14 protein-coding genes, 1 tRNA gene and 1 pseudogene are annotated in these 13,603 nt (G+C 71.1%); 11 read left to right on the top strand and 5 right to left on the bottom strand.

Features of this window, described 5'->3' with window-relative positions:
• Window positions 1-12 precede the first annotated feature (12 nt).
• Window positions 13-85: transfer RNA gene (locus OHA37_RS10845), tRNA-Glu, on the top strand.
• Window positions 86-232: 147 nt separating this feature from the next.
• Here OHA37_RS10845 and ndgR read toward each other — a convergent pair.
• Window positions 233-949, bottom strand: coding sequence for an IclR family transcriptional regulator NdgR (gene ndgR, locus OHA37_RS10840; protein WP_112450208.1), 717 nt, complete (start codon window positions 947-949; stop codon window positions 233-235).
• A gap of 184 nt (window positions 950-1,133) precedes the next feature.
• Between ndgR and leuC the strand changes: the two genes are divergently transcribed.
• From leuC to OHA37_RS10820, 4 genes are all read left to right on the top strand, one after another.
• On the top strand, window positions 1,134-2,567 hold the full coding sequence (gene leuC, locus OHA37_RS10835; protein ID WP_266904114.1) for a 3-isopropylmalate dehydratase large subunit: 1,434 nt from the start codon (window positions 1,134-1,136) through the stop codon (window positions 2,565-2,567).
• A gap of 5 nt (window positions 2,568-2,572) precedes the next feature.
• Window positions 2,573-3,166 (top strand): 3-isopropylmalate dehydratase small subunit, encoded by a 594-nt coding sequence (gene leuD, locus OHA37_RS10830; RefSeq protein ID WP_266904113.1) that lies wholly within the window; start codon window positions 2,573-2,575, stop codon window positions 3,164-3,166.
• Between the two features lie 137 nt (window positions 3,167-3,303).
• Window positions 3,304-3,531, top strand: coding sequence for a hypothetical protein (locus OHA37_RS10825; protein ID WP_243337737.1), 228 nt, complete (start codon window positions 3,304-3,306; stop codon window positions 3,529-3,531).
• Window positions 3,532-3,675: 144 nt separating this feature from the next.
• On the top strand, window positions 3,676-4,356 hold the full coding sequence (locus OHA37_RS10820) for an HU family DNA-binding protein (RefSeq protein WP_266904112.1): 681 nt from the start codon (window positions 3,676-3,678) through the stop codon (window positions 4,354-4,356).
• A gap of 278 nt (window positions 4,357-4,634) precedes the next feature.
• On the opposite strand, the pseudogene cofC reads toward OHA37_RS10820, so the two are convergent.
• Window positions 4,635-5,240: pseudogene (gene cofC, locus OHA37_RS10815) on the bottom strand (2-phospho-L-lactate guanylyltransferase); the annotation flags it as partial.
• A 239-nt stretch (window positions 5,241-5,479) separates the two neighbouring features.
• On the opposite strand from cofC, the gene OHA37_RS10810 reads away from it, so the two are divergent.
• Genes OHA37_RS10810 through OHA37_RS10800 form a run of 3 tightly spaced genes read left to right on the top strand, consistent with a single transcriptional unit; the run spans window position 5,480 to window position 8,436 of the window.
• The gene (locus OHA37_RS10810; protein WP_266904111.1) at window positions 5,480-6,232 is read left to right on the top strand and encodes a lysophospholipid acyltransferase family protein; all 753 of its coding nucleotides are present in this window, start codon (window positions 5,480-5,482) and stop codon (window positions 6,230-6,232) included.
• On the top strand, window positions 6,229-7,239 hold the full coding sequence (locus OHA37_RS10805) for an NAD(P)H-dependent glycerol-3-phosphate dehydrogenase (protein ID WP_266904110.1): 1,011 nt from the start codon (window positions 6,229-6,231) through the stop codon (window positions 7,237-7,239). The genes OHA37_RS10810 and OHA37_RS10805 overlap by 4 nt, the downstream gene beginning before the upstream one ends.
• 39 nt (window positions 7,240-7,278) lie before the next feature.
• Window positions 7,279-8,436 (top strand): D-alanine--D-alanine ligase family protein, encoded by a 1,158-nt coding sequence (locus OHA37_RS10800; protein ID WP_266904109.1) that lies wholly within the window; start codon window positions 7,279-7,281, stop codon window positions 8,434-8,436.
• 100 nt (window positions 8,437-8,536) lie between these two features.
• Here OHA37_RS10800 and OHA37_RS10795 read toward each other — a convergent pair whose 3' ends face one another.
• Both OHA37_RS10795 and OHA37_RS10790 read right to left on the bottom strand, forming a co-directional pair.
• Complete coding sequence (locus OHA37_RS10795) at window positions 8,537-9,034, bottom strand: DUF3515 domain-containing protein (protein WP_266912665.1); 498 nt, start codon at window positions 9,032-9,034, stop codon at window positions 8,537-8,539.
• A gap of 23 nt (window positions 9,035-9,057) precedes the next feature.
• On the bottom strand, window positions 9,058-9,291 hold the full coding sequence (locus tag OHA37_RS10790; RefSeq protein WP_112450218.1) for an Lrp/AsnC ligand binding domain-containing protein: 234 nt from the start codon (window positions 9,289-9,291) through the stop codon (window positions 9,058-9,060).
• A 245-nt stretch (window positions 9,292-9,536) separates the two neighbouring features.
• Here OHA37_RS10790 and OHA37_RS10785 point away from each other — a divergent pair, with 245 nt between their 5' ends.
• Both OHA37_RS10785 and thiD read left to right on the top strand, forming a co-directional pair.
• Complete coding sequence (locus tag OHA37_RS10785) at window positions 9,537-10,520, top strand: thiamine-phosphate kinase (protein ID WP_266904108.1); 984 nt, start codon at window positions 9,537-9,539, stop codon at window positions 10,518-10,520.
• Window positions 10,517-11,335: a bifunctional hydroxymethylpyrimidine kinase/phosphomethylpyrimidine kinase gene (gene thiD / locus OHA37_RS10780; RefSeq protein WP_266904107.1), complete on the top strand. Its 819-nt coding sequence runs from the start codon at window positions 10,517-10,519 to the stop codon at window positions 11,333-11,335. Before OHA37_RS10785 ends, thiD begins: the two co-directional genes overlap by 4 nt.
• Window positions 11,336-11,515: 180 nt before the next feature.
• Here thiD and rpmB read toward each other — a convergent pair whose 3' ends face one another.
• Window positions 11,516-11,701 (bottom strand): 50S ribosomal protein L28, encoded by a 186-nt coding sequence (gene rpmB / locus OHA37_RS10775; protein WP_073911113.1) that lies wholly within the window; start codon window positions 11,699-11,701, stop codon window positions 11,516-11,518.
• Between the two features lie 243 nt (window positions 11,702-11,944).
• Between rpmB and OHA37_RS10770 the strand changes: the two genes are divergently transcribed.
• The gene (locus OHA37_RS10770; protein WP_266904106.1) at window positions 11,945-13,588 is read left to right on the top strand and encodes a DAK2 domain-containing protein; all 1,644 of its coding nucleotides are present in this window, start codon (window positions 11,945-11,947) and stop codon (window positions 13,586-13,588) included.
• The last annotated feature ends 15 nt before the right edge of the window (window positions 13,589-13,603 follow it).

The raw sequence follows: 13,603 nt of genomic DNA, 5'->3' as shown, positions 1-13,603 counted from the left end.
CAGTAACAGCTAGCCCCCGTTGTGTAGCGGCCTAGCACGCCGCCCTCTCAAGGCGGTAGCGCCGGTTCGAATCCGGTCGGGGGTACGCACAGAAGAGGCCCTCCGCGTTCATCGCGGAGGGCCTCTTCGTCGTTTCCGGACAGGGCGCAAGAAGTACGGGCCCGGAGGCGCGTGTGCGGACGTGTGCGGCGTCTCACGCGCCCCCGGGCCCGGGGGGAATGGGGGAGGGGTATCAGCTGGAGCGGCGCAGGGCCTCGGTCAGCCGGGCGGCCGCGTCGATGACGGCCTGGGCGTGCATGCGCCCCGGGTGGCGGGTCAGGCGCTCGATCGGCCCGGAGACCGATACGGAGGCCACCACGCGGTTCGAGGGGCCGCGCACCGGCGCCGAGACGGAGGCCACGCCGGGCTCCCGCTCGCCGATCGACTGCGCCCAGCCGCGACGCCGTACACCCGAGAGCGCCGTCGCCGTGAAGCGTGCGCCCTGCAGGCCGCGGTGGAGCCGCTCGGGCTCCTCCCAGGCCATCAGGATCTGCGCGGCCGAACCGGCCTTCATCGGGAGCGTGGAGCCCACCGGGACGGTGTCCCGCAGGCCCGACAGCCGCTCCGCGGCCGCCACGCAGATGCGCATGTCGCCCTGACGCCGGTAGAGCTGCGCGCTCTCTCCCGTCACGTCCCGGAGGTGGGTGAGCACCGGTCCGGCCGTGGCCAGCAGGCGGTCCTCGCCGGCCGCGGCGGCGAGTTCCGCCAGCCGCGGTCCGAGGATGAACCGGCCCTGCATGTCCCTCGCCACCATCCGGTGGTGTTCCAGTGCCACGGCAAGGCGATGTGCCGTGGGTCGTGCGAGCCCTGTCGCCGCGACCAGCCCGGCGAGGGTGGCCGGACCGGACTCCAGTGCGCTCAATACCAGAGCTGCCTTGTCGAGAACGCCGACGCCGCTAGAGTTGTCCATGAAACGATATTCGCGTCTCACACTGTGAAACGCAAGTTCAATTTTTCCAAGAACCAGCGAGTCTGTATGTGCGGGTCCACGAACCACTGGGTCCGAGCCGTCGTCCGGGACGTGGGGTACGGGCGATCAGGCGCACAAGATCTCTATCAAGCGCCGGCACAACCGGCCGGCCGGAGGGAAAGCGATGGGTAGGACACTCGCGGAGAAGGTCTGGGACGACCATGTCGTCCGGCGCGCCGAGGGCGAGCCCGATCTCCTCTTCATCGATCTGCACCTGCTGCACGAGGTGACCAGCCCCCAGGCCTTCGAGGGCCTGCGGCAGGCCGGCCGCAAGGTCCGGCGCCTGGACCTCACCATCGCGACCGAGGACCACAACACCCCCACCATCGACATCGACAAGCCGATCGCGGACCCGGTCTCCCGGGCCCAGCTGGAGACGCTGCGGTCGAACTGCGCCGAGTTCGGCGTGCGCCTGCACTCGCTGGGCGACGTCGAGCAGGGTGTCGTCCATGTCGTGGGACCGCAGCTGGGTCTGACCCAGCCGGGCACCACCGTGGTGTGTGGTGACTCGCACACCTCCACGCACGGCGCCTTCGGTGCGCTGGCGTTCGGCATCGGCACCAGCCAGGTCGAGCACGTGCTGGCGACCCAGACGCTGCCGCTGGCCCGCCCCAAGACGATGGCCATCACCGTCACCGGCGCGCTGGCCGAGGGCGTCACCGCCAAGGACCTGATCCTGGCGATCATCGCCAAGATCGGCACCGGCGGCGGCCAGGGCTACATCCTGGAGTACCGCGGTGAGGCCGTCGAGCAGCTGTCGATGGAAGCCCGCATGACCATCTGCAACATGTCGATCGAGGCCGGCGCCCGCGCGGGCATGATCGCCCCCGACCAGACCACCTTCGACTACCTCCAGGGCCGCGACCACGCCCCCGTGGGCGAGGACTGGGACGCGGCGGTCGCGTACTGGAAGACCCTGCGCACCGACGACGACGCCGTCTTCGACGCCGAGGTGGTCATCGACGGCACCACGCTGTCGCCGTTCGTCACCTGGGGCACCAACCCCGGCCAGGGCGCGCCCCTGTCGGCCAACGTCCCCGACCCTGCTTCGTACGAGGACGCTTCGGAGCGCAACGCCGCCGAAAAGGCCCTGGAGTACATGGGGTTGACCGCCGGACAGCCGCTGCGCGACATCAAGGTCGACACCGTCTTCGTAGGTTCCTGCACCAACGGCCGCATCGAGGACCTGCGCGCCGTCGCCGGGATCATCGAGGGCCGCAAAGTCGCCGAGGGCGTACGGATGCTGGTCGTCCCGGGCTCGGTCCGCGTCGCCCTGCAGGCCGTGTCGGAGGGCCTGGACAAGGTCTTCAAGGAGGCCGGCGCCGAATGGCGGCACGCGGGCTGCTCGATGTGTCTGGGCATGAACCCCGACCAACTGGCGCCCGGTGAGCGCTCCGCGTCCACCTCCAACCGCAACTTCGAGGGCCGGCAGGGCAAGGGCGGGCGCACCCACCTGGTGTCCCCGCAGGTGGCCGCCGCCACCGCGGTGCTGGGCCACCTGGCCTCGCCCGCCGACCTGGCTGGGTCGTCCGCCGCTACCGCGCCCGCAGGAGTCTGAGAACGATGGAAGCCTTCACCACCCACACCGGCCGGGCCGTCCCGCTGCGCCGCAGCAACGTCGACACCGACCAGATCATCCCGGCCCACTGGCTCAAGAAGATCACCCGCGACGGTTTCGAGGACGGGCTCTTCGAGGCCTGGCGCAAGGACCCGGAGTTCATCACCAACCGCCCCGAGCGCGCCGGCGTGACCGTCCTGGTCGCCGGCCCCGACTTCGGCACCGGTTCCTCGCGCGAGCACGCCGTCTGGGCCCTGCAGAACTTCGGCTTCAAGACGGTCATCTCCTCCCGCTTCGCCGACATCTTCCGCGGCAACTCGCTGAAGAACGGTCTGCTGACCGTGGTCCTGCCGCAGGAGACCGTCGAGCAGCTGTGGAAGCTGACCGAGGCCGACCCCACCGCCGAGATCACGGTCGACCTGGTCGACCGCCAGGTCCGAGCCGAAGGCGTCGTAGCGGAGTTCGAACTCGACGACAACGCCCGCTGGCGGCTGCTGGAGGGTCTGGACGACATCTCTCTCACCCTTCAGAACGAAGGGGACATCGCCACCTACGAAAGCGTCCGGCCGGCCTTCAAGCCGAGCACGATTCAGGCGTGATTCCAGCCTGATCAGCGCTTATTCGCCTTTGGGTGATCACATAGGCAACACTGTGCCCCCTGCCATCCGGCAGGGGGCACAGTCGTGTGTTGAGGCCCCGTGAGGCGACAACTCGCCCCAGATGGCACAATCTGTGCATGGAACGCGACAGTCAACTTGAGCTCTACGGACTTGTCGCCGACCGATTGAAAGAAGCACACACAAGGGTGCGCACACTGCAAGTCCCGGAGGGCGTAAGGATGGCGCTGTCCCGGAAGCTGTTGGTCGTCACGGCCGTGGCGAAGCATGATCTCGCCGACGCGGCAAGGCGCCTGGACAGGTTGATGAAGGACCTCGACGAGGGTCGATTCCCTGAAGGCGACTGATGCGAAGGAACTCCGTAACGGCCTACAACGTTGCGGCACTAGGGTGATAAGCCCGTTTCGTGTTTGATTTGCGGTATATATCCGCCTAACGTGCGAAATAAGCTTGAACACATTCGTTCTGGCGAAGTCTCCGAAGGGGAAGACGTGAACAAGGCGCAGCTCGTAGAAGCGATTGCCGACAAGCTGGGCGGCCGTCAGCAGGCCGCGGACGCCGTCGACGCGGTACTGGACGCCATCGTCCGCGCGACCGTCGCGGGCGACCGGGTCTCGGTCACGGGCTTCGGCTCGTTCGAGAAGGTCGACCGCCCGGCCCGTTACGCCCGCAACCCCCAGACGGGTGAGCGCGTCCGGGTCAAGAAGACCTCTGTTCCCCGCTTCCGTGCGGGCCAGGGCTTCAAGGACCTGGTCAGCGGCACCAAGAAGCTGCCCAAGGGCGGCGAGGTATCGGTGAAGAAGGCGCCCAAGGGCAGCCTCACCGGTGGTGCTTCGGCGACGGTCAAGAAGGCCGCCGCGAAGAAGGCCGCACCCGCGAAGAAGGCGGCTGCCGCGGCCAAGACCACGGTCGCGAAGAAGGCCACGGCCAAGAAGGTCACCGCCACCGCCAAGAAGACGGTCGCCAAGACCGCCGTGGCGAAGAAGGCCGCCCCCGCGGCCAAGAAGGCCACGGTCAAGAAGGCCGCGGCGACGGCGAAGAAGACCACCGCCACCGCGAAGAAGACCGCCCCGGCGGCCAAGAAGGCCACCGCTGCGACGAAGGCGCCCGCCAAGAAGACGGCGACGCGCAAGGCCACCGCGAAGAAGACCACCGCCCGCAAGACCAAGTAGGGCAACGAGTCACACACGCCGGGCCGGTTTCCCCACGGCGGGGAAGCCGGCCCGCGGTGCGTGCGAGAGGTCCGGCGTCAGAAGGTCTGCAGGGTGACCAGGGTGATCCGCAGGCCCGCGCCCTCGCCGTCCGTCTCGATCCGGACCCGCTGTCCGGGACGCAGCAGCCGCAGGCCGCCCGCGTCGAACGCCGGGGCCTCGAAGGGCACCGGGGTGCCGTCGTCCAGCAGCACACTGCCGCTGCGGGTCTGGGAGTCGTACGTGTACGCGGTCGCCTGCATACGGGCACTGTATCGGGCCGTATGACGCCCCACACCGAGGGCCAGGGCCGTGCGCAGATCCGCCCCCGTGTCCACGTCCCGGCGGATGCTCTCGACGCCGCAGAGGGCCATTTCCACGGCGCCCGAGGCCGAATGCCGGGCTCGTGAGGGGCCGCCGAACGAGGGCGCCAATTCCACGTCCGGAGCAGCGGAAAGCAGGGTCGTCCCGATTCCCGCCGCATCCGCCAGAAATGCCCGGGGAAATGCCGAAGCGGTTTCGAGCACGCGTAGCAATTCGGGTGGCCGCAGCGCCGGCAGATCCGCGTTCATGGCAGCCACCGCCGCCCCCGGCCGGCCCGCCCGTATCTCCCGCGCCCCATGGGCCAGCGCCGCGTTGAGCCCGGCCGCCGGGGAGTCCGGCACGATCCGGGCCCCCAGCCGCGCCAGTTCCGCCCCGGCCGCCCGATCGTCCGTGACGACCACCACATCCGCGACCGCCGCGCAGGCCAGCGCCCCCGCGACGGTGTCCAGCGCGAACGCCAGGGCGAGCCCCGGCCGGGACGCCCCCACGGCCGCCGCGAGGCGGCTCTTGGCCACCGCGAGCGGCTTCAGCGGGACCACCAGACTCCAGACGGCGTTCGTGACGGACCCCTTCCCTCCGGCACGCTCGCGCGCCGCTCAGACCATGTGCGGGTCATGGCCGGGTCATGCGGAGCCCCATTGTCACCTCATGCCGGGCGACCCGGGGTCTGGTCCGGGTGTCCGGGGCGTACGGTGTTCTCGACAGAGACCGGACCCGGGGCCACACTTGTCCGTCCCCGGGGTGCCCAAGCCGCGCACCGGTCCTAGAGGAAGGTGTCCGAGTGTCCCGCCGCAGAATCGGCTTCTGGTACCGCCTTGCGGCGGCCATCGCGAAACCGCCGCTGGTAGTGCTCTTCAGGCGGGACTGGCGGGGAATGGAACACATTCCGACCGAGGGCGGATTTATCACCGCCGTCAATCACAACTCGTATCTGGACCCGCTGTCCTACGCGCACTTCCAGTACAACACCGGCCGGGTGCCCCGATTGCTCGGCAAGGCGGCCCTCTTCGAGGTCCCCATTGTCGGAGCGATCCTGCGCGGTTCCGGCCAGATCCCCGTCTACCGGGAGTCCACCAACGCCCTGGACGCATTCCGGGCCGCCGTGGACGCGATCGAACGCGGCGAATGCGTGGCCTTTTACCCGGAAGGCACCCTCACCCGGGACCCGGACATGTGGCCGATGGCCGGCAAGACCGGCGCCGCCCGCGTGGCCCTGATGACCAGGGCCCCCGTCATTCCGGTGGCCCAGTGGGGCGCGAATCTCGCGATGCCGCCCTACGCCAAGGAGAACAAGGTCCGCCTGTTCCCGCGCAAAACCCTCCAGGTCCTCGCCGGGCCGCCCGTTGACCTCTCCGCGTACTACGACCGGGAACCCACCCCGGACGTGCTCAGGGAGGTCACCGAAGTCATCATGGCGGCCATCACCGGGCTGCTGGAGGAACTGCGGGGCGAGAGTGCGCCCCCGCAGCCGTACGACCATCGCAATGCCAGGGCGCAGCAGCGGCGCAAGGCCGCAGGGGAGGGCAACAAGTGACACGTCCCGTGAAGGCAGCCGTATTCGGAACCGGCTCCTGGGGCACGGCCTTCGCCATGGTCCTCGCCGACGCCGGCTGCGAGGTGGTCCTGTGGGGCCGCCGCCAAGAGCTCGTCGACGCCATCAACGGCGGCCGGACCAACCCGGACTATTTCCCCGACGTCGAACTCCCCGCGAACATCCGCGCCACCACCGACCCGGCCGAGGCCGCGGCCGGCGCCGACTTCACGGTCCTCGCCGTGCCCTCGCAGACCCTGCGCGGCAACCTCGCCGCCTGGGCCCCGCTGCTGGCACCCGAGACCGTGCTCGTCTCGCTGATGAAGGGCGTCGAACTCGGCACCGCCAAGCGGATGAGCGAGGTCATCGAAGAGGTGGCGAAGGTCCCGGCCGAGCGCATCGCCATCGTCACCGGCCCCAACCTGGCCGCCGAGATCGCGGCCCGGCAGCCGGCCGCCTCGGTGGTGGCCTGCGTGGACGAGGCCGCCGCCCAGCGCCTCCAGGCCGCCTGCCACACCCCGTACTTCCGCCCGTACACGAGCACCGACGTCATCGGCTGCGAGCTCGGCGGCGCCGTCAAGAACGTCATCGGCCTCGCCGTCGGCATCGCCGACGGCATGGGCCTCGGCGACAACACCAAGGGCTCGCTCATCACCCGCGGCCTCGCCGAAGCCACCCGCCTGGGCCTGGCGATGGGCGCCGACCCGCTCACCTTCTCGGGCCTCGCGGGCCTCGGTGACCTCGTCGCCACCTGCTCCTCTCCGCTCTCCAGGAACCACACCTTCGGCACCAACCTCGGCCGCGGGATGACCCTGGAGGAGACCATCGCGGTCACCAAGCAGACCGCCGAGGGCGTCAAGTCCTGCCAGTCCGTGGCCGATCTGGCCCGCCGCCACGGAGTGGACATGCCGATCACCGACACGGTCGTCGACATCGTCCACCACGGCAAGCCCACCCTGGTCGCGCTCAAGGAACTCATGGGACGCAGCGCCAAACCGGAACGGCGCTGACTGCTTTCCGGACGCACGAGCGGGTACCCTCGTGGCGATATGAGCAGCGAGAACCTCCCCCAGACCCCTGAGCAGCAGGGCCGCAAGCCCCGCGTGGCCGTCGTGTTCGGCGGCCGCAGCTCGGAACACGCCATTTCGGTCGTCACCGCGGGCGCCGTCCTGCGCTCCATCGACCGCTCCAAGTACGAGGTGCTGCCCATCGGCATCACCACGGACGGCCGGTGGGCGCTGACCGCCGACGAGCCCGCCCGGATGGCCATCTCCGGCGGCACGCTCCCGAACGTCGACCAGCTCGCGGACTCCGAGGACGGCGCCGTCGTGCTGTCCGTCGACCCGGCCAGCCGCGAGGTCGTCTACACCGAGCCGGGCGCCGTTCCCAAGGCCCTGGGCGAGGTCGACGTCGTCTTCCCCGTCCTGCACGGCCCGTACGGCGAGGACGGCACCCTCCAGGGCCTTCTGGAGCTCTCCGGCGTCCCGTACGTCGGCTCGGGCGTCCTCGCCTCGGCCGTCGGCCAGGACAAGGACTACATGAAGCGCGTCTTCACGTCCTTCGGACTGCGCGTCGGCCCGTACGTGACCATCCGCCCCCGCGAGTGGGAGAACGACCGCGAGGGCGCCCTCGCCCGCATCGCGGAGTTCGCCGGTGAGCACGGCTGGCCGCTGTTCATCAAGCCGGCCCGCGCCGGATCCTCGATCGGCATCACCAAGGTCGACGAGCCCGCCGGACTGGACGCCGCGATCCGCGAGGCCCGCCGCCACGACCCGAAGATCATCGTGGAGGCGCTGCTGCGCGGCCGCGAGATCGAGTGCGGGGTCCTGGAGTTCGAGGACGGACCGCGCGCGAGCGTGCCCGCCGAGATCCCGCCGGTCTCCAGCCACGACTTCTACGACTTCGAGGCGAAGTACATCGACTCCGCCTCCGGAATCGTGCCGGCCCCGCTCACCCCCGAGCAGACCGCCGAAGTCCAGAAGCTCGCGATCGAGGCCTTCGACGCCGCGTCCTGCGAGGGCCTGGTGCGTGCCGACTTCTTCCTCACCGAGGACGGCACCTTCGTCATCAACGAGATCAACACCATGCCGGGCTTCACGCCGATCTCCATGTACCCGCTGATGTGGCAGAAGTCGGGCATCGAGTACCCGGAGCTGGTGGACCGCCTGATCCAGGCCGCCCTGCGCCGCTCCACCGGACTGCGCTAGCCCCGGGAACGAAGCCGCACACGGAAGAGGACCGCCCGCCGCCCCCTCACACGAGGAAGGTGGTGGGCGGTCGTCGTCCGCGCGGGCGGGTCCGGGAAGGTCAGGAAGACGAGATGCCCACCGGAACGGTCTTGGCGATCGCGGCGGACAGGCCCACCAGCATCCCCGCATCCGTGGCATGCTCCTTGTCGACCAAGACCTCCGTGTACGCCAGCCGCAGCCCGGTGGTGAACCGGACCCCGCCGTCGTCCAGCCGCTCCACGAGCCAGCCGACACCGTTCACCTCGATGCCGTCCTGCTTCGGATCCAGCATCTTCACGGGTTTGCCGACACCGCACCGCAGTACGATCGCCGAGCCGCCCCACGCGGCGGTCAGGTCGGACTCCGGCACGGTCGAGGACCGGTCCAGCTTCGCCACCGTCCCGGGGAGCTCTTTGTGCAGCGCCGCACAGAGACCCGCGACGTCGGCGGGCGGAGCGGACGGCGGTTCCACCCGGGCCCCGGACTCACCCGGGGCGCAGCCCGCGAGGGCCGCCGGAGCGGCGGCCAGCGCGGTCAGTGCGGCGAGCAGAGAGAAGGGCCGGCGGTGTCGTGACATCACCGGCCAAGAGTAGACGGGGGCTACAGATGGACGACCGGGCAGGTCAAGGTGCGGGTGATCCCCTCCACCTGCTGGACCTTGGCCACGACCATGCGGCCGAGGTCGTCCACGGTGTCGGCCTGGGCGCGCACGATCACGTCGTACGGGCCCGTCACGTCCTCGGCCTGGATCACCCCCGCGATCTGCGCGATGGACTCGGCGACGAACGACGCCTTGCCCACCTCGGTCTGGATGAGGATGTACGCCTGTACCACGGAACCTCCAGGGCGGCCACGAGGATCATTTCCCCTACCCTTCGGGTGGGCCCGGGGATGACGGGTGGGCCCGGGGAAGAAGGGACGCCACGGTACCGCGTCGCCGAGCGCCGCGGGGAGACCCGCGGGTCCGGCCGCGCGCAGGGCGGGGCGTACGGAGAGCAGAAGTTGACGTATCTGTTGACGGTACCCAGAGCTGTGACGGCTCGCGACCGCAAGCGGACTGGGCAAGAAGGGGCACAGCGATGAAGGGCACTGTGGGCGAGCTGGGGGAGTTCGGGCTCATTCGGGAGCTCACCTCACGGCTCACCACCACCCCGGCGGTCCGGGTCGGCCCGGGCGACGACGCCGCGGTGGTGTCGGCCCCCGACCGGCGGGTCGTGGCGAGCACGGACATCCTGCTGGAGGGCAGGCACTTCCGGCGCGACTGGTCCACGGCCTACGACGTCGGCCGCAAGGCCGCCGCGCAGAACCTCGCCGACATCGCCGCCATGGGCGCGGTGCCGACGGCGCTGCTCCTCGGCCTCGTCGTCCCGGCCGAGCTGCCGGCCACCTGGCCCACCGAGCTGATGGACGGCATCCGCGACGAATGCCAGGTCGCCGGCGCGGCCGTGGTCGGCGGCGACGTGGTCCGCGGCGACATCATCACCGTGGCCATCACCGCGCTGGGCGACCTGCGCAACCACGAACCCGTGCTGCGCTCCGGCGCCCAGCCCGGCGACGTCGTGGCCGTGACCGGCTGGCTCGGCTGGTCCGCGGCCGGCTTCGCGGTGCTCTCGCGCGGCTTCCGCTCGCCGCGGGCCTTCGTCGAGGCCCACCGGCGCCCCGAGCCGCCGTACCACGCGGGCCCCGCCGCCGCCGGACTCGGCGCCACCGCCATGACCGACGTCAGCGACGGCCTGATCGCGGACCTCGGGCACATCGCCGAGGCCAGCAAGGTACGGATCGACCTGCGCTCGGCGGCCGTCGACATCCCGACGCAGATGCACGACATCGGGCAGGCCGTCGGCGTGGACCCGCTCCAGTGGGTCCTGACCGGGGGAGAGGACCACGCGATCGTCGCCACCTTCCCGCCGGACGTGAAGCTCCCGGCCCGCTGGAAGGTCATCGGCGAGGTCCAGAACCGCTCCGCCCTGCCCCAGGTGACCGTCGACGGAGCCCCCTGGGCCTCCACCGGCGGCTGGGACCACTTCGGCGGGGACGCGGCCGCGGAGGACACCCCGCGATGAGTGGGATGCCCGTACCCCGCCCGCACCCGCCGCTGTGCCTGACCGTCGCCGGATCCGATTCCGGCGGCGGCGCGGGCATCCAGGCCGACCTCAAGACGATGCTGGCGCTCGGGGTCCACGGCATGAGCGTGGTGACCGCTGTGACCGCGCAGGACTCGCTGGGCGTCAAAGGCGTCTGGGAGCTGCCCGCGGAGGCCGTGAAGGGCCAGTACAGGGCCGTGGTGGACGATATCGGCGTCCAGGCCGTCAAGACGGGCATGCTGTCCTCCGCCGCCCTCGTGGAGACCGTGGCCGAGCTGCTCGCCGCGACCGCCGCCCCGGCCGTCGTGGACCCCGTCGGCGTCTCCAAGCACGGGGACGCGCTCCTCGCCGCCACCGCGCTGGACGCCGTACGCAAAGAACTGCTGCCCCGGGCCACCGTGGCCACGCCGAACCTGGACGAGGTGACCCAGCTCACCGGAGTCGTCGTGGAGAGCGAGGACGACATGCGCCGGGCCGCCGACGCGGTCCTCGCGTACGGGCCCGCGTGGGCGCTGATCAAGGGCGGCCACCTCGCCGCCCACGGCGACGAGGCCGTGGACCTCCTGACCGACGGCACCGACGAACGCTGGCTGCGGGCCCCCCGCCACGACAACCGGCACACCCACGGCACCGGCTGCACGCTCGCCAGCGCGATCGCCGCGGGCCTGGCCAAGGGCCGGACCGTCCCGGAGGCCGTCGCCGAGGCCAAGGAGTACGTCACCGGTGCCATCGCCGCCGGGTTCGCCCTCGGCGCGGGCATCGGACCGGTGGACCACGCCTGGCGGTGGCGCTGAACCCGGCCCGTGCCGGAACGCGTGCCGAAACGCCTGTAGGGCCTGCTCCGCCCCGTGGATCACGGGATGGAGCAGGCCCTACAGGTTTGATCATGTTCGATCAGGCAAAGCAAGAGGCCGGTCCACCAGGTGGACCGGCCTTCTCAGCAACCGGAAAGGGCTGCGCTACGACGGAAGGCGTCAGCGCGAGACCTTGCCGGCCTTGATGCACGAGGTGCAGGCGTTGAGGCGCTTCGGCGTCCCATTGACCACGGCACGGACACGCTGGATGTTCGGGTTCCAGCGACGCGAGGTGCGGCGGTGCGAGTGGGAAATGCTGTTGCCGAAGCTCGGCCCCTTGGCGCAAACGTCGCAGTTGGCAGCCACAGGTCACTCCAAAGACTTCAGATGCACTTACAGTGAATCCCGGCGCACCGGTATCAGAGATCTGAAGTGGTTTGCCGGGGGGAATGGCCCGACTCTCATCGGGCAACCGGAGCAGCATACAACGACTGCCTCGGTCCAAGAAAACTACCATGTCCACGGCCGCCCCCGCCCCGGGGTCCCGCCCGCCCGGCAGTCCTTCGTTACCCTGCGGTGAACCCTGGCCCGCACAAGGAGGAACGCCCGGTGGCGCACCAGCCTCAGCCGTACCCCCTGAACGCCGAAGCGGTACGCACCTGGAGCTCGCTGGCCCTGGCCGCACTGGGCCGCGCCCGCGAGGACATCGACGCGATCAACGTCTATCCCGTCGCCGACGCGGACACCGGCACCAACCTCTACCTGACCGCCGAATCGGCCGACCGCGAGCTCGGGGACCTCCTCGACGCAGTGACGGACGGCACAGCGGCGACCTCCCTCCCCGAGGCCGTCCGGGCCTTCGCGCACGGCGCCCTGATAGGCGCCCGGGGCAACTCCGGGACGATCCTCGCGCAGCTGCTGCGCGGAGTGGCCGACGTACTCGGCGACGAGAACGCCGGACGCGATCCCGCACGGCTGCTCGCGCAGGCGCTGACCCGGGCCGCCGAGGAGGCGTACCGGGCCGTCGCGCACCCGGTGGAGGGCACCATGCTCACCGTCGCCACCGCCGCCGCCCAAGCCGCCGAGACCGCCGCCCGCGCCGCCGGGACCGCAGCCGACGTGGCCGGGGCCGCCTACGACGGAGCCCGCGCGGCCCTCGCCGAAACCCCGGGGCAACTGGCCGTACTGGGCCGGGCCGGAGTGGTCGACGCCGGGGGCTGCGGACTGGTCGCCGTACTCGGGGCCCTGTGGCAGGCGCTGTCCGGGCGGGAGCCGGCCCCCGAGCCGGTACGCGGCCGGGCCGTGCCCGTCCCGAGGCCGCAGGAGCCCTGCCCCGAGGAGCACGGCGGACCCGCCTACGAGGTGATCTACCTGCTGGAGGCCGCCGAGACCGAAGTCGACCGGCTGCGCAACCGGCTCGACGCCCTCGGCGACTCCCTCGTGGTGGTCGGCGGCGACGGGCTCTGGAACGTCCACGTCCACGTCGACGACCCCGGCGCGGCCGTGGAGGCCGGGGTGGACGCCGGGCGGCCGTACCGGATCCGCATCACGCACTTCGGCGACGAACGCCGCCGGGCCCGCGGCGAACGCTCCCAGCGCGCGGTCGTCGCCGTGGTCCAGGGCGAGGGGCTGGCCGGGCTGTGCGGAGAGGCGGGCGCCACCACCCTGCTCGCCCGGCCCGGAGAACCGCCGGCCATCGCCGAACTGGCCGACGCCATCCGCGAGGCGCACGCCCGCGAGGTCGTCCTGCTCCCGAACGGCGCCGAACTGCGCGCGGTCGCGGCGGCCGCCGCCCAGCAGGCGCGCACCGAAGGCGTACGGGTCGCCGTGATCCCCACCCGCTCCGAGGTCCAGGGCCTGGCCGCGCTCGCCGTGCACGACCCGGACGGCACCTTCGACGAGGACGTGGTCGCCATGACGGCGGCCGCCGGAGCCACCCGCTACGGCGAACTCGCCATCGCCGAACGGCAGTCCTTCACCTCGGCCGGCATCTGCCAGGCCGGCGACGTGCTCGGGCTCATCGACGGCGACATCGCCGTCATCGGCACGGGCCTGGCCGAAACCGCCGAGGCCGTCCTGGCCCGCATGCTCGGATCCGGCGGCGAACTCGTCACCCTGGTCCTGGGCCCCGAGGTTCCGGACGAGCTGGCCGAGCGCCTGGAGGCGTACGTCCAGCACGGCCACCTCGCCGTGGACACCGTCACCTATCAGGGCGGCCGCTGGTCGGCGCCGCTGCTCATCGGGGTGGAATAGCCGGGTTGTCGGCGC

The sequence above is a fragment of the Streptomyces sp. NBC_00335 genome, from assembly GCF_036127095.1.
Lineage (GTDB): Bacteria > Actinomycetota > Actinomycetes > Streptomycetales > Streptomycetaceae > Streptomyces.
Note: the sequence above shows the minus strand (reverse complement) of the source record. Positions and strands in the feature narration are given on the sequence as shown.

Bases quoted from the DNA above. Each gene is read 5' to 3' on its own strand.
- ndgR (WP_112450208.1), bottom strand. From the start codon at position 949: ATGGACAACTCTAGCGGCGTCGGCGTTCTCGACAAGGCAGCTCTGGTA.
- leuC (WP_266904114.1), top strand. From the start codon at position 1,134: ATGGGTAGGACACTCGCGGAGAAGGTCTGGGACGACCATGTCGTCCGG.
- leuD (WP_266904113.1), top strand. From the start codon at position 2,573: ATGGAAGCCTTCACCACCCACACCGGCCGGGCCGTCCCGCTGCGCCGC.
- OHA37_RS10825 (WP_243337737.1), top strand. From the start codon at position 3,304: ATGGAACGCGACAGTCAACTTGAGCTCTACGGACTTGTCGCCGACCGA.
- OHA37_RS10800 (WP_266904109.1), top strand. From the start codon at position 7,279: ATGAGCAGCGAGAACCTCCCCCAGACCCCTGAGCAGCAGGGCCGCAAG.
- OHA37_RS10795 (WP_266912665.1), bottom strand. From the start codon at position 9,034: ATGTCACGACACCGCCGGCCCTTCTCTCTGCTCGCCGCACTGACCGCG.
- OHA37_RS10785 (WP_266904108.1), top strand. From the start codon at position 9,537: ATGAAGGGCACTGTGGGCGAGCTGGGGGAGTTCGGGCTCATTCGGGAG.
- thiD (WP_266904107.1), top strand. From the start codon at position 10,517: ATGAGTGGGATGCCCGTACCCCGCCCGCACCCGCCGCTGTGCCTGACC.